We start from the raw sequence: 19,020 nt of genomic DNA, 5'->3' as shown, positions 1-19,020 counted from the left end.
CCATTAATAGGGTTGGTGTATTAATTATTAATAATGTTCAGTTCCACATATGAAGGAATTTTCTGAATATAGCTCATGTCGTGTTCAAAAATGACAAGGTCCTCTTCCTGATGGATTTCTTTGAATCCGCCAAATTTATAGGTCAGATACATCATCCGATTACGATCGGTCATTTTGAATTCAGCCCGTATCTTGACCCCGGCTTCTTTCGCCTGTTCCAGGATATAATTCATGAGAATCGTGCCTACCCCTCGCGACATTACACGGCAAGACATCAGCAGCAGCTTCACGGTCCAGTACTCCTCTTCCATCTCAAGCAAAGCGAGTCCAATTTTTCCATATGCTCCATACTTGTCTTCCAGTCCTGTAATGAGAAGTTTGTGATTAGGAGATTGACTGAGTTGTTCCAGATCTTCATAGGAATAGGTATACCCTGTAGTGTTCAGCTGATGAGTCCGCACCGTTAACTCTTCTGCACGCTGCAGATCATCTCCCTTGAGGGGAGAAATCGTAAATGTCATGCCAAGTGAAGCCAGAAAGTCATCTTTGGGACCTGTGAATTCCTCTTCCGCCTTATTACGGATCTCATCGCTTTTGTACATTAAACGGCGAAGTCTGGAGTCCTCTGTAATAAAACGGGGATTCATCATCTCCATATCGGGAATGTCCAGGTACTGGGCAGCATCTATGCATCGAACTTCAGCATGCTCAAACTGTACCTCTTCCAGCTCAAACATCTGATCATCCACAAAAGCAACCGTATTCGCTCCGATATTAATGGAAGTTATGATGGATTGAATCGAGCTCGACTTGGAATTCCAGTGAATCTGGGGGTATAGGAAGTATTCATGAATTCCGAATTCCTCAAGCTTCTCCATGGCTGTCTGATGGTCATTTTTACTGGCGATGGATTGCAGAACCCCACGCTCGTCCAGTGTCTGGATCACATCAATAATTCCCTCTCTCAAGACAACATTCTCATCTTCCAGAAGGACACCTTCCCAGATTGTATTATCCAGATCCCAGACGACCAGCTTCACCTTCTCTTGCTTTTGCTTGTCCATTACCGAACTTACCGATGGATCACCCATACCTGAACCCCTCCTTGGCATATTGTTCCAAACTATTGCTTCAAGACCTTCAGGCAGTCTATGCTGTCTTTCGTTCAATCAGTTCATTAATCTTGTTCAACGTACGGAAGTTGCTCAGATCCATATCCTGGGTCTCAATCCGAATGTTGAATTCTTTCTCCAGAAACATCACCATCTGCATCGCAAACAGGGAATTGGCAAAACCCAATTCAAAAATATCCTCATCATCCTGAATTTCACGTTTGCGATAGAAACGACTCAGAAATGTTTTTACTTTGACTTTGGACTCCATGCACAGTCACCTCGTATAATTTATAGTCGATACACTTACAGAATCACGTGCTCAAAGAAGCCTTGACCGCTTTTTGCGCCTAACAATCCGGCATCCACCATCTTGCGAAGCAAGGGACATACTCTATATTTCGGGTCCTGATAACTCTCATAGAGTACATCCAATGAATGAACCACAGTATCCAGACCAATCAAATCCGCTGTGTGAAGCGGGCCCATCTTATGTCCAAAACATTTGACGAATATGTCATCAACCTCTTCCGGTGAAGCTACCTGATCCTGAACGACAAAGGCAGCTTCATTCATTAGAAGATGGGATATTCGGTTGGATACAAAACCGGGGAGATCTTGTACCAGTATGGCTTCTTTGCCCATGGTATGGAGCAGGGATCTGGTCGCTTCAATCGTTGTATCCGAAGTGTGATAACCCTGAATAGCTTCGACTACGGGCTTTAACGGGACCGGATTCATAAAATGTACACCGATGACCTTGTCAGGCCGTCTGGTGATGGAACCAACTTTTGTTATCGAAATGCATGATGTATTGACCAAATAAATGCAAGAATCGGGGCAATAGTTTTCAAGCTGTGCATAGACCTCTTTTTTCACATCCCATTGCTCAGGCACGTTCTCAATAATGAAATCAGCATCGCTGAGCGAATCGTAATGTGTCGTAAACTCCACACGCGAAAGCACCGTTTCCGGGTCTTCGGCCTCGGTATCCTTGTTGTAGAATCCCGAGAATCTGATATTAGTAAACAAGGCTGTTCTCGCCTGATCCAAAACTTCATCACTCACGTCGATCAAAACCACGTTGTGCCGGGACTGGGCAAGGCTCTGCGCAACCCCTTTTCCCATGACGCCTGCTCCGATTACACCAACCTTCATTCCTATCAACGCCCCTCTGTGATCTGGCTAGAAATTGAAATTCACTTCTTCATCCACAGCTTCATCCGTGATATCCGTGACACGATCAACTTCAATATCATAGATCAATGTATCTGGCTGCTCTGAAATTATCTCAAGAATTTTCACGAAATCTTTGGCGATATATTCAGCTGTGCCAGGCAAGAACAAGCTCGTATTATATTCCAGAATAAACTCGATCGTACCCTCCCGCTCAATCGCATCCAGTGCCAGATCAAACCGTGAAACTCCACTGTCATAATCAATTAATGTGCCTTTGAAAGCCTCAATCTCTCCGGTATACATCCCTACATTTTGCAGTGCAAAATACACATCAAACAGCGGATTTCTGCTCGGATCACGTGTACTATTCACAAGTTGCACAATTCGGTCGAATTGACAGTCCTGGTGCGCAAAAGCCGATAACGTACGCTGCTTCACATCCAGAAGTAACTCCCTGAATGAGTCATCAGGCACAGGTTCGTTTCTCAGGACGATTGTATTCACAAACATGCCAATGGTGGCATCAAAGTTACCCTGTTGACGACCCGTTACAGGCGAACCGATGAGTATATCACTCTGGTTCGTATATTTATGCAACAGGACATTTAAGACGGATAAGAGCAACATGTATAGCGTTGTTCCTGTACGTGCTCCAAGCTTGCCTATACGAGCAGTTAGTGCTTCGTCGGCATAAAAAGTCATTTTGGCTCCATCATAGGTTTTTCGATCCGGCCGTATAAAGTCTGTTGGAAGTTGCAGTGTGGGCAATGGCCCTTTCAGCGTTTCCAGCCAGAAGGCTTCCTGTGATTTAATCGAATCCGATTGCTGATAATGGTTGCTCCATTCCGAATAATCTCTATACTGATAAGGAATATTCGGTAGAGGTGAACCACTGTACATTGACGTGATTTCGTGCATCATATTGTCCATCGACATTCCATCTGTAACCAAGTGATGCACATCGAACATCAACAGATGGCGACCGTCATCCAACGAACCAACAATCATGCGGATCAACGGTGCCGCTTCCAGATCAAACGGTCGGACAAACTGCTTCACTACATCTTCGACTGCTTCCGTTCCACGAATGACATCTGGCAACGTTTCGATTGAAAAATCCACGTTCTCGTGAATTCTCTGAATCGGCTCTCCTTGTTCCCAGTGAAATGATGTACGGAACGATTCATGGCGCTGAATCAGAGTGTTCATATAACCGTTCAACGTGAATGGGTCAAAATCCCCCTCCATAATCAACGCTTTGTTCAGGTTATAGCTGATGTTGTCCGGGTCCTGAGTGCAAAGGTAGAATATCCTTTTTTGAGCTGATGAAAGTGGATATTTTTCTTTGACTTCTGCATGAGGGATAGACTGTTGTCCGACTGTTGCATTCTCCACATCGACCAGAGATTGCAGGTGAACTCCCAGTCCCCAGATCGTCGGATATTGCAGCACATCCGAAGGATTAACCTGTATCCCCGTTTCCCTGTATATATCCGATGCCATCTTGAGTCCAATAATGGAATCTCCACCATATTCGTAAAAATCATCATACAGATCCATTTCTGTCAGTCCCAAATGAAGTGACCAAATCCGGGATAACATCTGTTCCATGGCTGTATATTGACCATCATTACGGCCGTGTAACGAGACTTCCTTGTTCAGCGTTGCCTTTCTCATCTCCACTTCAGCAATCACGCCGGCACTTTGATCCTGAATCGTGTTGTATACGTCCTCCGACATCATCATTGGCATGTCACCTACGTAGGCCATATATTCCGAGTCATAATTCAGTTCGCCGATGATAGACCGATGCACTTTACGCTGAAAAGCCTGGTCAAAGGCCTTTAATGCAGAATTTGTTAAAACAGACTTGAACACCATGTCGTCATTTACGCCAAAATCTTTGGCCATCCCGGTCTCTTTCCAGGCCACCCAATTGATCGTTAATGTACGTCCACCCCTGCGGTTGCGATACGCTGCATAAGCATCCAGATAACTATTCGCTGCTGAATAATCTCCTTGACCCGGAGAGCTGAATAATGTTGAAGTGGTTGAGAACAGAACAAGAAAATCCAGAGAGTCGTGGGCTGTTGCCTGATCCATATTCCAGGTTCCCTGGACTTTCGGAAGCAACACACGGTTAAAGGTCTCCGCATCCTTGGACGCAAGGAATCCTTCACCAGCTACCCCTGCACCATGAACAATGCCATCCACTTTGCCATACTTCTCTCTGATGTTCACCATGAGTCTTGATACTTGTTGAAGATCACCTGTATCCACGCTGTAGAGACCTACTGTGGAACCTTTGTTCTCAATCGACTGTATCCATTTAATTTTGTTGCATTGCTCCAGATCCTTGTTATCCTCCAAAATGGCTGGCCATGTTTCCCGATCAGGGAAATCCGATCTGCCTGCAAGAATCAAGGTAACGTTGTGTCTGTTGGCAAAGTGTTCTGCAAATGCTCGGCCAATGCCGCCCATTCCGCCGGTGATGAGATAGACCCCCTGCTCCTTAATGGTTACATCAGAGAGCTCAGCTCCCAACAGATCTGTCTTCCTAAACTCTTCCACATATCGTTGACCCTTCCGATAAGCAGTGGCGTAGAAAACATCATCTGCATTCATTGCATTAAGCAAAATAGGAATAGCGGTGTCATCATCTATATCCATGACTTTGCATTCCAGTTGAGGATGCTCTTGTCCAATCGCTTTACCCAAGCCAAACATCGTAGCATATTCAGGAGCAAGATGTGATTCGTGGCCGCTAACTTCGTGAACGAACTGGGATAACAGAACAATGCGCATTCGATTTCGCAATCCTGCACCCGCAATGGCTTTTGTGAGGTAAAACAAGCTATGCACCCCTCGGCATAAGGCATCCTCCAGTTCCTTCGGACTCTCGGGTGCTATATGACCATTTATGGTAAAGGTGTGAATAATCTGATCTATTCTGTGGTTCTTCGTAGCCTTCAATAATTGCAGATACTGCTCCTCCGAACCATCGATCTGATAATGAACCGGAGAGATCTTCGCATATGTTGCACCAAGAGTAACTTCAATTACATGTGCTCCACGTTCAGTAAGTTCCCGGGAGAGACTGTCACATAACGGAATTGTCCCCTTCAAAAGCAAGACGGTTTGCGGATTCGGAATAACCCTTTCAGGATTATTCGCTTCCACCCAGCCAATGGTGTAATGCATCGTTGGTTCTTCCTTCTGCACAACCGATGGTTGAACCGCAACTCGTTCGGGAATATCAATCCAGCAACGATTGCGCTCGTAAGGATACGTTGGAAGATGCAGCCTGAAGGTTTCCTCTTCTGCGTACAATCTGGACCAGTCAATATCGGCTCCCTGTGTATAAAGAATCGATATTTCCTCCAAGTGCTGATCTTCCCATCCGTGCTCGTTAATGAGCTTCAGTACCCTGTCTGACTGCTCGTTTAATTCACGAAGTTTTTGTTCCGTCAATTCGCCAACACCTGGCTCCTTCGTCTCAGGAACCATTCGATGTTCAGATGCATAAGCAACGGGCGGTTTAATCTCGCTAAACGGGCATCCACGCAGCTTGTCCAATCGGGCTAACAGCTCTTCTTTGTCTTTAAAAGCAATGGCGATACGCAACTTGTAGTGTCCTCTTCCCTGAGCAGCTGTTCCGCACAGGCTTAACAGATCCAGTTCATCGTAACTATCGAGATAATCATGATAAGCTGCGATCAATCTGGACAGAGAGTCCTTACTTTTGGCGGAAAGAGGCAAAATATAAGGTCTGCGTTCCTCAGCTTGGACAAATGTCTGTACTGGGGCCTCTTCCAGGATAACGTGACAATTGGTTCCACTAATCCCAAACGCGCTGATCCCACAACGTCGCGGTCCTTCCTCGGAATGCCAAGTACGCAGACGGGTATTCACAAAGACCGGTGAATTGGAAAATTCAATCATTCGATTAGGTCGATTAAAGTACAGCGTCGGAGGAAGCTTTTTCTCACGCAGTGCCATAACCGCCTTCACCAAACTAATCACTCCAGCAGCCTCCGAAGAATGCCCCAAGTTGGTCTTGATGGAACTCACCGCACAGAACTGCTTGCGATCTGTGTAGCTCGACAGTGCATCGGATATGCCCTTAATTTCAATCGGATCTCCCAATGTCGTGCCCGTGCCGTGTGTTTCAATGTATGTGATTGTCTCCGGTTCAACTCGTGCATCCTCCAAAGCAGATATAATTACCTCTGTTTGAGATGCCGGATTAGGTGCCGTGATGCCTATTGAACTGCCATCCTGATTCACAGCCCCGCCTTTAATTACAGCATGGATCGAATCATGGTCATCCAGTGCCTGCTGAAGTGATTTCAGCAGTACCACTGCAACCCCTTCTCCAATACCTGCTCCATCTGCTTCATCATCAAAAGCTTTGGAGCGATGATCTGTAGACTCGATGCCAAGTTTCATATTTTCATCATCCACCGGGCACAGGTTAATCTTGATTCCGCCAGCCAGTGCATAATCACATTGCCCACTACGAATAGCTTTGCAAGCCATGTCTACAGACACCAATGAAGATGAACAGGCCGTATCAATAACCATGCTTGGGCCCTTTAAATCCAATAAATATGAGATCCGCGCAGACATCATGGCTGTCAGATTACCCACCATGGAGCTTGAACCGCTCCCAGGATCAACTTCATATAAGAGACGTGCATACAGATCTCGCAAGGTTGCCGCATATCCAAGATATACGCCCGTTTTACTACCACTCAATCTGGTGCCGCCATACCCTGCATCCTCAATTGCAGTCCACGCAGCTTCAAGAAATAATCGCTGATTGGGGTCCATAAGACTTGCTTCCTTGGGCGATAACCGAAAGAAACCTGCATCAAACTTGTCTATGTCTTCCAGATACGCGTTCTCGTTGTATTTCATCTGTGCCTGGCCATGACCTGTGAACGCAAAATGCTTGTCAATATCCACTTTTCTCGATTCCGGAAACGACCGAACCAGATCCGTGCCGTTGACGAGATGCGCCCACAGCTCCTCAGGTGTGGAAGCAAGTGGCACATTCACAGCCATGCCGATAATCGCAATATCTCCATCTCGTTCCGCCGCAGTACGCTTCTTGAGATGCATCGCTGGAGAAGGACGCTGTTCCTCCTTCTTGTTTTTTCCACCGATAAATTTTGCGAGATGATGAACATTCGAGTATTCGAACATGTCCGTAACATTAATGGTTCCTGGAAAAATCCGCTCAATCTCACTCTGAATTTTCATCAGCAGAATAGAGTCCGCACCTAATTCAAAGAAGTTGTCGTGAATATCAATTTGATCAAAACCTAATATTTTTCTGCAACATTCGGCCACACGTTTTTCCGTATCACTAAACTCTTCGTTGAGACTTCCTGTCAGACTTACTTCTCCTGCTGGATTTGTTGCTACACTCTTTGCTTTGCTCGCTTTTTCCTGCTTCTTTTTCTCCTTGAATAGTTCAATTTGCGCAGTCAGCACAGGAGAAAGCATTACCCCTGATTTTTCGAGCAGGAAGACTCCACCGTTCTCATAATTGAGATAACCTACAAGTGCTCTCGGTACATTATGGGATAACACCTGCTCAAACCCTTCAAGAGCCTTACTGGTTGGCAGCGTCTTAAAAATGGTATCGATTGTGAAACCACCTTCGAGGGCCATACCGGTTTCTTTCCAGGTCGTCCAGTTCACCACATGTGTCCTTCTGCCGAGCTTGTTCCGATATTCCCCGTAGGCATCCAGATAAGCATTGGCTGCGGTATAATCTCCTTGAACGGCTCCGCTAAACATCGTTGCTACCGAAGAAAACAGAATAAAGAAATCCAGATCATCCGAATGGGTAACTTCATCCAAAATACGTGTACCCATCACCTTAGGATTGAAGATGCTTTTAAACTGGTCATCCGTACGATTCATTAATAAGTCGGATCTTCCGATTCCCGCGCCATGGATAACCCCCCGAATCTTCCCATGACGTTGACGCAGCTCTTCTACAATTGGAACTATCTCTTCTTTTTTGGAAATGTCAGCGTTGTATATTTCAACGCTAGCTCCCATATTTTCAATATCAAGCACTCCCTGAATCTTTCGGCATAACGACTGATCCTGCTGTGCTTCCAAAATTGCTTCCCATGTTTTCCGGGGTGGAAAGGCAGTACGATTAATCCAGGCCAGATGTACCTTGTCCCTGCCAGCCAAATATTTGGATACTTCAATCCCGATACCTCCGGCTCCACCAGACACAAGATATATCCCTTCTGAATGAAGAGCTGGAAATTGTCCATTGTTACTGTCCGACTCTGCAACAGGCTGGAGTGTACCGAATGACTGAACATACCGTTTTCCGTCTCGAATGGCGGTAAGGAAGTGATCTGTTTTTCTGAAAACAGACTCTGCACTCCCCTTGCTCCATAGCATATCTTCCACGTCGATAACTCGACATTGTATGTTCAGATGCTCCTTACGTATCACCTTGGCAAGACCTTCTAGCGGTGCGAGTTCAGGTCTAAGAAGGTGTTCTTTGCCTGTGACATGATGGACACATTGGGTCAAAATCACCATATCCATATCATAATCAATACCATGTCTGGTCAATGAACGAACCAGATACAGCAGGCTGTAAACGCCGCGTTCCTGTGATTCATTCAACTCCACCAGATTCTGAACAGAAGTGTCCGAAGCAAAGGTAGGTGCGTAGATGACCTGTGACCATGATTTTAAATCCAAAGCATTGACTAAAGAATCAAAATCGACCTCTTTCGAACCAATTCGAAAATCAGTATCGTTCCTCTGTTCAAAGTAATCTCCCGGGCAAACCTTAATGACGTCCTTACCCGATTGTTGCAAAAGCAATGCAAGGTCAGCCCCACCTTTGTCATCGGCTGTAAAGAGTACAACTCTCTCGCTTGAATGAACTTCGTTATCCTCGTACTCTCCCTCAAGCTCATGCCACGTAAGAGAAAACAATCCGTTGTCAGGGTGGACACTCTCTTCTGCTGGTCTGCTTCCCATGTCAATCCAGCACTTCTGCGGATCAAAAGGATAACCCGCCAGAGGTACGGTCTTCGTAGACTTGCCCTCATACAGACGCCACCAGTCCACGGATGCCCCTTGCACGTAAAGAGTACACAGGCGCACCCAGTCGAATGTAGCCTCATTCATCTGGTTCAATTCTTGTCTGACCTCTTCACTTAACGCACGAACGTTTTTCTGGGTAATATCATGTCCCCCTGAAACTTCCCGATTGTCGCTGATCAGTCGGTGTTCCCCATAATGAAACCAAGGTGCTGTGAACGTGTGAAAGTCTCCAGATATAACCTGGGTTAGCTTAATGCGCAAATCCTCCAAATGTTCAGCCAAAATGATCACTCGGTGAGCATAATGTCCGCGACATGCATTGGCTGTTCGACACACATCCAGTAATGAATACCTGTCAGGGAAGGCAGATACTCCGTCCAGATACTGTTTCATCAGGATTTGAATTCCATTAACTGATCCCGCAGACAACGTGAATGGATGAACACCCGTATGCCCATCATGCGTAACGTTCAGCGTGGCCTGTACAGGAGCTTCTTCCAGCACTATATGACAATTCGTTCCGCTCAAACCAAATGTGCTTATCCCGCATCTACGCGGATCAGCACCTCGCTCCCACTCTCTTAACCTTGTATTGACATAGACGGGTGAATTCCCAAAATCAATATTCAGGTTTGGATAATTAAAATGAAGGGAAGGCGGGAGTTTCCGATGATACAATGATAAAAGTCCCTTGATCAGACTGGCCATCCCTGCTGTTTCATACAGATGCCCGACATTGGTTTTGACCGAACCGATTGCACAAAATTGCTTTTTATTCGTATATTTTCGAAAAGCACGTTCCAGCCCCTGAATTTCGATAGGGTCACCCAGATTCGTTCCTGTTCCATGAGTTTCAATATAGGCCAGGGATTCCGGGTGGATACCTGCTCGCTTCCACGCTTCCTCAATTACTTCGGATTGAGCAACCGGATTGGGGGCCGTGATGCCCATGGACGTTCCATCCTGATTTAAGGCGATGCCTTTGATTACACCATAGATGTGGTCTCCATCCTTCTGAGCCTGACGAAGCGGCTTCAAAATTACTGCAGCCACACCTTCACCCATACCGGATCCATCTGCTTCTTTATCAAAAGCTCTTGTCCGGTAGTCGGTGGATTCAATCCCAATCTTCAGAAAATCATTATCCACTGGCAAAATATCCAGCTTAACTCCTCCGGCAATCGCCATGTTGCAATCCCCGTTCATCAGCGATTTACAAGCCAGATAAACGGATACTAACGAGGACGAACAAGCAGTATCCACTACCATGGTCGGTCCTTTTAGATTAAGCAGATACGAGATGCGGGTAGGAAGCATTGACGCGATATTTCCAGTCATCGCAATAGACAACTCTTCCGGATTAGTATCCTTGATCATTTCCTTATAGTTGTTGCTATTGGCAAATCCGGTAAAGACGCCGGTATTGCTTCCTGCAAGCCTTTGCCCGCCGTAACCGGCATCTTCGATGGCATGCCATGCCGTTTGCAAAAATAAACGATGACAAGGGTCCATCAGACTGGCCTCTTTTGGAGAGAGACGGAAGAACTTATAGTCGAATTGATCCACTTCATCCAGAAAAGCACCATCCAGATATTGAAGGAATTCGTCTGAATATCCGCTTAGTCTGAGGTACTCATCCGTTACAGATTTTCGATCAGATGGATAATCACCTATGCAATCAATCCCCTGCTCAACAATGTGCCAGTATTCCTCCGGATGATTCGCATGGGGAAATTTAAGGCTCATGCCTATGACTGCTATATCCTCTTGATGATTTGCTTCTTCCTGCTTCAGCAGATTGATGACCTGAATCCCCGTCACTTTGTCAATTTTGCCGGAGGCTATGTTTTCAACAACATGTTTGTAGACTTTCTCCACAAGCTCACTCCCCTGGCCGTATTTCATCCAAACGATGAAGAATGTCTTCGACAGATACTTCCCCGTCCTGCAACTTGTCCAGCATATGGCTTAATGAGTCATTCCAATCTCCGTCCTGCTCTTCTGATGCGGATGTTATCGGTGCAGCTTGCAGGATATGTTGCTCATTGCCTGCAATGTAATTGCTGAGTTTGTCTACGGTTGTATATTCGAACAGATCTACCAGTTTGATCTTATTGGGGAAATGCCGATCCAATAACTCATGCATCTGGCCCAACATGATCGAATCTCCCCCTAATTCGAAGAAACTGTCATAAATATTGATTTCACTGAACCCTAGTACCGAACCGAAGATTTTGGCAATCAGATCCTCAGCATCGCTATATGCTCCTTCTCCTGTCCTGCCATCCAGAGTAACTTCTGCATAACCGGTCTGGTTCTGAGTTTCAGTAAAAACAGTCTTCTCATCAGTAGCGAGGGATCTCAGGTCATCAGATAATCTCACAGCAACACTTGACATCATGCCAAGCAATTTGCTTTCACGATTGATCTCGCCGACGATTACCCGATTCAAGGTCATTCCCATCGCACGATCCAGCCATGCAATGCCCTGCTCCGTAGGAATGGCGGAGAATACGCCATCCACATTGATACCGTAACGAACGCCCATCCCCGTATCTCGCCATGTGTTCCAATTCATAGTTAGGGTTCGTTTCCCAAGCTTGCTTCGATATGCAGCAAATGCATCCAGGTATGCATTGGCAGCAGCATAGTCCCCTTGGCCCGGAGCAGCAAACACCGAAGAGATCGTGGAGAAGAGCAGGAAGAAGTCAAGATTATCCTCAAGCGTGACCTGATCAAGCGCCCATGTTCCATAGACTTTGGGACCTGTCACCGCTGAGAACTGTTCCTCCGTCTTGCGCATCAGCATGCCTTCACCAGGTACACCAGCACTGTGGACTACGCCATGAATGGGACCGCAAGTATGTCGAAGTTCATCAAATACCTCACGTAGCCTATCCAGATGCCCGATATCCACTTGATAAAATGAACATGACGTTCCCTTCTTCTCCAGATCCATCACCCGGTTTATCGTCTCGCACACTTCCCTGTCTCTGTTCTGATCAAGCCATTCAGTCCACTGGTCACGCGGCGGAAAAGGTGAACGGGCAAGCAAAGCAACATGTCCTGCTCCCTTGTCAGCCAAGTACTGGGCGACTTCCAAACCAATGCCTTTCGTGCCGCCAGTAATCACGTATACACCGTCATTTTGAATTGCTGGCGAATGGCCGATTACCGTCGTATCGTCCAAAGTCTCGAACTGTTCCTCATAACGAGTACCTTCCCGGTAAGCAACAAGATATAGCTCAGACTTTCGGCCGATCTCTTGTAACACATCTTCAGCAGAGACAACATCATCCACGTCCAGAAACTTGCAGGATATGCCCATCAATTCCTGACCTACAACCCGTCCCATTCCCATAAAAGGAGCTTGTTGCGGCTGAAGGACACGTTCATTGCCTGTCACTTCGTTCACATAATCAGATACCAGCGTAAGGCTTAGTCCGCGTTCATAACCCACATGTGCCAGCGCCTGTGTAAGATACATCAGGCTGCGAGCCCCACGCTGCTGGGTCACCTCTAATTGTTCGATACTCTCGGGAAACACTGTTTGTTCAGTCGTTGACATATGGATAATATGTGTGAATTGATACTCGGATTGAAGATCGGTTAACAAGTCCTCATACGCCTGTTTATTTGAATCAACGCCATACCATCCATCGCCTGGAGTAGAATCCTTTTGAAGTCCAATCTCTACTCTTACAACCCTCCGACCCGCAGCTAGTAATCTCTCATAGATCGATGCCGAAAGAGTGGTTTTTCCTGTGAACAATAACACATCTCCAGATTCGGAGGACATCCATGATGTCCCATCGTTGGATGGCGTGTTAACCCAACGAATAACATGAAATGGTTGTTCCATACGTTCCACTTTTACCGGGGCGACGTCGGGTATGTCCAGCCAGTGTGTCTTACGCTCGAAAGCATACACCGGGAGCCGCACTTTACGAGGTGCCTGTCCGTCATTCCATAATAATGGTGGCAAATCTGCGCCCGCCGAATACAACTCACTAATTTTGACCTGCATGGATTCGTCCCTGTATCGGCCGTCCCTCCAAGCTAATGCCACTTCTTGAATTTCGGTGTTCAAACTTTCCTTCTGAACCAGAGTAAGATCATCCGGACGTCTAATCCCATCCGTACCTGATACCAATCGGTGTTCTCCATAACGGTAGAAAACCTGGCCTGTTTCGCCCAGTTCAGACTCCCAAAAGTAGAGCCGGTTCAATTCATTCAAACGGGAAACAAGCTCCATTGTCGTATTCACTGCAAAAATTAATCGATGCGGATAATGACTGCGCCCAGCTTGGACCGTGTAACAGATATCCTGCAGATCCATTTGTAATAATTGCGGACCATATGCAACGTACCTTGTAACAAGTTGCTGCAAGCTCTCACGTGATTTGGCCGAAAGCATGAAAAACTGTGGCCCAACGTGAGGAACATGGTCAGACAGTTCTTTATGGATATAGTCTGTCGGTGGCTCTTCCAGCACAATATGGGCATTGGTTCCGCTCATGCCAAACGCACTGACGCCAGCTCGCCGCGGATGGCCTTCAACCTCCCACTTACGAGTAACGGTGTTGACGTATATGGCAGAATCGTAAAACGGGATATTTTCATTGGGTCGATTAAAGTGAATCGTTGCAGGCAATTCCTTGTTTTTAAGTGCCAACGCAGTTTTGATCAACCCGACGATTCCCGCTGCTTCAAGCAGATGACCCATATTGGCTTTGACAGATCCAATCGCACAGAAATTTCGTTTGTCGGTGAACATACGGAATGCATTTGTCAAACTGTTTACTTCAATCGGGTCCCCTAAAGGTGTACCCGTCCCGTGGGCTTCCACATAACCAATAGTCGCAGGATCAATGCCGGCATCATCCCACGCTTTGCGAATCACGTCTTCCTGAGCCGCCGGATTTGGTGCTGTCATCCCGGCAGAACTGCCATCCTGATTGGATGCTGATCCCTTAATGACTGCATAGATTTGGTCGCCATCCTGTTTAGCTTTTTCGAGTGGTTTGAGCATGATTACACCAATGCCTTCGCCAAATCCCGTCCCTTCCGATTCCTCATCAAATGCACGAGTGATTCCATCCATGGATTCCATGCCTATTCCCATGCGTGTATTCGTGTGATGAATCGGCATGGTATGGATTTTAATCCCACCTGCTATGGCCATTTCACATTTGCCGCTACGAATCGATTGACAAGCGGCATCTACAGCAACGAGGGATGATGAACAGGCTGTATCTACGACCATCGATGGCCCTTTCAAGTCCAGCATATAAGATACTCTTCCAGAGGTAACTGCTGCTGTGTTGCCCACCATAGCGCTGGATAGAAGAGTCGGATTGGTTTCATAAATGAGTCGTGAATACATATCGCGAATATTCGGCGAGTATCCAACAAACACCCCGGTATGACTTCCACTAATGTCTTCTACACAACCGGCATCTTCAACTGCTTCCCAGCATGCCTGCAGGAAGAGACGCTGATGCGGGTCCATCAGGCTTGCTTCCTTGGGAGACAATCGGAAAAAGGTACTATCAAACTTATCAATCTCATCAATATACGACCCTTCCACAAGAGCAACGCTGCCCTCAGGAAACTGTTTATATCGAATATAGCGATCAATGGCATCCTTTCGTTCTGCAGACAATGTGGTCCTGCAATCCAACCCGTTGCGAATATTGTCCCAGAACTCATCTGTGGTGTTGGCGTTAGGCAGTTTGACGGAAATGCCAATAATGGCTATGTCCTGTTCCGTTCCTTTCATCGTTGCATGATGTGTCATGTTGTTGCTTCCCTGGCGTTTATCCACCAGAAAACGGGCCAGCTTATAAACTGTTGCGTGCTCAAACAAATCCGTAATCATAAGTGAACCTGGATCAAGCAGTTCCAATCTGGCATGCATCGTTTTTAACAAGAGGGAATCGGCTCCCAGTTCAAAGAAATTTTCATGGATGTTAATTTCCTCGAAACCCAATACCTGTCTGCAAACATCAGCGACACGTCGTTCTGCTTCGGTGTAATCCTCTTTTTCTTTTCCCGTGAGGATCACCTGACCCGCGCCATGTTGTGAAATTGATCGGGTAGAAGCCATATCTGCTATAGATCTGGTCGTAGACTTCATCCTCTTCAATCGTTCGAGCAAATGTGGAGCAACCCGAATCCCTGAACGTTCGAGTAAAGGAATGCCCCCACCATTTATGTTTAATTCCCCGATAATAGCGCGGTCTACTTTTTGAGTAACAACGTCTGCGAGAGTATGGATCGCCTGTTCAGGCAAAATGGCCTTAAATATAGTATCCGCCGTAAAACCCGAACGTGCTGCCATTCCCCGCTCCCTCCAGGTCACCCAGTTAATGGCGAGTGTGTGAAGTCCCTGCTTGGTTCGTTGTGCGGCGAACGTATCCAGGTAGGCATTGGCTGCAACGTAATCTCCCATCGTCAACGTGCTGAATGTTGTAGCGACAGAAGAACATAACAGCATAAAATCAGGCTGATCTTGTCGGGTAAGTTGATCAAGCAGCCATGTCCCCCTGATCTTGGGAGCCAACGTGCGCTTGACGTCATCTTCACTCTTCTGATCGGTAGACAGATCACTTCCCGTTCCTGCGCAATGCACAATTCCACGTATAGAACCAAACGTTTTTCTGATACCATCCAACGTATGGGTAAGACGCATTTCATCGGATACATCTACGCTAAAATAAGTTACCATTGCTCCGAGACTTTCCATGGCATCTATTTCACGAATAATCTGCTGAACAGCCGTCTGGTCTTTCCCATTCTTACGAAGCAGCGGCCATTGCTCTCTGTTGGGTAATTCTGTCCGTCCCAGTAGGACAATTCGTACCTTTGCCTGACCAGCCATCCATCTCCCAATCTCTGAACCTATCCCCCCTGCTCCACCCGTTATGATGTATACTCCATCTTCAACCAGTTGCCAGTCCCTATTTTTCTGAGTCTCTGTGTCCCATTCATCCAGCTGTTCAACATAACGAATCCCATTCCGATAGGCAAAATTCTCGTTGGAGATGCCTATGCCACCAACCAACTCCGGAATAGATTCAAGTGAACTATGTTCATCTCTGTCAATGCACTGACAACGGATATGCGGATATTCCTTTCCTATAACGTTAGCCCAGCCGATCAAGGCAGCGTGCTCAGGATACAGTTCCACCTCGTCCCCCGTCACTTGATAAGCAGTTGTCGTAGCAATTGATATGCCTACAGGGCCAGACACTGCTCTCTGCACCAGAGATTTGACCAGTCTGAACAGACTCAGAGGACCCTCTATTTCCGCCTGAGAAAGATCCGCCAGATTATGCACCTGCATTCTGGGCGTTGAACTCAGTAGATGAATAACACGGGTTATATCATTGAAAGGCAATGCACCAAGCAGATGATCATAAACATCTTCTGAAGAAAGTTGCACTAGACCTGAGAGTCCTTCCATAACGGCAACATCTCCGTCAAATGTCACGGATACCAGCTTTCTTCCCAGATTACGCAAGGTGGTTTCAAGCCTTTCGCCTTCAAGGTCTTTATCTTTTCGCAATATCAGGGTTATCCCATCATCAATTGGCTGCTGCTCCTCATCGGGTATGGATGGTTCCAAAGAATCCGCGATCCAGCGTGTTCTATACATACTCCGAGTCATGTCATCTGTCTGGCGTTGATCCATGTCCGCTTTCCAGTCCAGCCAGCATATGTTCGGTTCAAACTGGTATGAAGGAAGTGGAATTCTGCGCACAGACTTTTCTCTGTACAGATCTTCCCAACTCACATCGGCTCCCTGAACATACAAATCACAAATGGCCTCCAACAGCACTTGTCTCGGATGAACATGAGGTTCAGCAAGCCATGCTTGGGCCTTCTGTCCAAGTAGTCTGACCTCCTGCTCCGTGATTTCCCCTGTACTCCGCGTGGACTCCCCTGCACCGGCTGTTATAATCCGATGTGTGCCTGTGTGAACTCCGTTTATCTCGAGATCAGGACCACCATTTGCGGCTGATACCAACTTCAATTTTCTTTCCAAATCCTTGCGATCACTGTAAGTGATCGCAAGCCTTTGAGTGTAGTGCCCTCTTCCGGTATTAGCCGAGAATGATAGATCTGCCAGCGAAAGTTCAGGATTTGAAACGAGCAAGGCCTGATAGGCATGCACCAGCTTTGTTAAGCTGGCAGCACTTTTGGCAGAGATCGTTAAAATTTGCATATCCGGGATCGTTGCGGTACCTGCCCTGTGATAATGTGGCGGCTCTTCAACTACAATGTGACTATTGGTTCCACTTAGACCAAACGCGCTGACACCACATCTGCGTGGAGCTCCTTCGGCATGCCATATTCTAGGGCGAGTGTTGAGATAGACCGGAGAATCTTCAAAGTTGATTTTTGAGTTTTGACGCTGAAAATGAAGTGTGGGTGGCATCATGCCTTCACGCATTCCCATAATGACCTTGAAAAGCGAAGCCATACCAGCTACACAATCCAAGTGGCCCACATTTGTCTTCACTGAACCGATAGCACAGAATTGTTTCTTGTTTGTAAACTTTTGGAACGCTCTGCGAATGGCCTCAAACTCTATGGGATCTCCCATATCTGTCCCTGTACCATGTGTTTCAATATAATTTAGCGTCTCCGGGTTAATCCCCGCATTTTTCCATGCTTTCACCAGCAAATCTGTCTGTGAAGCGGTATTCGGCGCGGTGATGCCTACGGAAGTTCCATCCTGATTCACAGCACTTCCTTTAATGACTGCGTAAATATGGTCTCGATCCCTGAGTGCTTTGTTCAAAGGTTTGAGGATAATAGCGGCAGCGCCTTCACCCCACACCGTCCCATCCGAATCTGCATCGAACGCCTTCACTTTGCCATCTGGCGCTTCCACACCAAGCTTGTTCCCTTCATCCAGGGGAAACAAACGTATCTTTACGCCACCAGCGACAGCCAGATCACAATCTCCGTTTCGAATGGCCTGGGACGCGAGATGGATGGCTACGAGAGAAGATGAGCATGCTGTATCGAGACACAGGCTCGGCCCCTTCAGATCCAGCAAGTAAGAAATCCGGCTAGCCAGAATGGAGGCCAGATTACCTGGAACTGCACTGGGATCTGCCTGCGGCTCCAAGTCAGTGATTAATCTTTTGTAGTCATATACTTCATCGTTACGAAACCCAACGTACACACCTGTGTTGCTTCCTTTAAGTTTACCGCCCCCATATCCTGAATTCTCAATGGCGTGCCAAGCCGTTTCAAGAAACAACCGCTGATTGGGGTCCATGAGAGAAGCTTCACGGGGAGACAGGTTGAAGAAACGATAATCGAATCGGTCAATATGATTCAAAAAACCTGCTTTGGTATACGTGAACGACTCTCCCCGTGTCTTCATATAATAATCTGTGAAAGATTGTCGTTCTGCGGGAAAATCGCTGATACTGTCCACACCGTTAACCAGATTGCTCCAATATGCCTCGAGTTCCTCTGCACCCGGGAATCTGCCGGACATTCCAATAATGGCAATGTCCTTAGTCGAAACACTTTCGATATCGACCGATTCTGCCCCGGATTCCAGGAGATCATCCAGTTTAATACTTCCCATTAATCCTTTTCTCATTTTGCT

The 19,020-nt window shown here is 46.7% G+C and carries 5 protein-coding genes; all 5 read right to left on the bottom strand.

Annotated elements, in window-relative coordinates; genetic code table 11:
* Window positions 1-20 precede the first annotated feature (20 nt).
* Genes IFU39_RS14740 through IFU39_RS14720 form a run of 5 tightly spaced genes read right to left on the bottom strand, consistent with a single transcriptional unit; the run spans window position 21 to window position 19,014 of the window.
* Window positions 21-1,091, bottom strand: coding sequence for an HAD-IIIC family phosphatase (locus IFU39_RS14740; RefSeq protein ID WP_192133325.1), 1,071 nt, complete (start codon window positions 1,089-1,091; stop codon window positions 21-23).
* Between the two features lie 58 nt (window positions 1,092-1,149).
* Window positions 1,150-1,383, bottom strand: a complete 234-nt coding sequence (locus IFU39_RS14735) for an acyl carrier protein (protein WP_017686948.1) — start codon at window positions 1,381-1,383, stop codon at window positions 1,150-1,152.
* Window positions 1,384-1,418: 35 nt separating this feature from the next.
* Window positions 1,419-2,270, bottom strand: coding sequence for a 3-hydroxyacyl-CoA dehydrogenase family protein (locus tag IFU39_RS14730; RefSeq protein ID WP_192133323.1), 852 nt, complete (start codon window positions 2,268-2,270; stop codon window positions 1,419-1,421).
* Between the two features lie 27 nt (window positions 2,271-2,297).
* A complete protein-coding gene (locus IFU39_RS14725; RefSeq protein ID WP_192133321.1) occupies window positions 2,298-11,291 on the bottom strand; it encodes an SDR family NAD(P)-dependent oxidoreductase in 8,994 nt (2,997 codons plus the stop codon).
* A complete protein-coding gene (locus IFU39_RS14720) occupies window positions 11,269-19,014 on the bottom strand; it encodes an SDR family NAD(P)-dependent oxidoreductase (RefSeq protein ID WP_206759562.1) in 7,746 nt (2,581 codons plus the stop codon). The genes IFU39_RS14725 and IFU39_RS14720 overlap by 23 nt, the downstream gene beginning before the upstream one ends.
* Between the last annotated feature and the right edge of the window lie 6 nt (window positions 19,015-19,020).

This window comes from Paenibacillus sp. CFBP 13594, from assembly GCF_014842675.1.
Lineage (GTDB): Bacteria > Bacillota > Bacilli > Paenibacillales > Paenibacillaceae > Paenibacillus > Paenibacillus amylolyticus_B.
This window is presented reverse-complemented; position numbering and strand designations above follow the sequence as displayed.

What these genes read in the sequence shown, in the direction of transcription:
- IFU39_RS14730 (WP_192133323.1), bottom strand. Translation starts at nt 2,270, where the DNA reads ATGAAGGTTGGTGTAATCGGAGCAGGCGTCATGGGAAAAGGGGTTGCG.
- IFU39_RS14720 (WP_206759562.1), bottom strand. Translation starts at nt 19,014, where the DNA reads ATGAGAAAAGGATTAATGGGAAGTATTAAACTGGATGATCTCCTGGAA.
- IFU39_RS14735 (WP_017686948.1), bottom strand. Translation starts at nt 1,383, where the DNA reads ATGGAGTCCAAAGTCAAAGTAAAAACATTTCTGAGTCGTTTCTATCGC.
- IFU39_RS14725 (WP_192133321.1), bottom strand. Translation starts at nt 11,291, where the DNA reads ATGAAATACGGCCAGGGGAGTGAGCTTGTGGAGAAAGTCTACAAACAT.
- IFU39_RS14740 (WP_192133325.1), bottom strand. Translation starts at nt 1,091, where the DNA reads ATGGGTGATCCATCGGTAAGTTCGGTAATGGACAAGCAAAAGCAAGAG.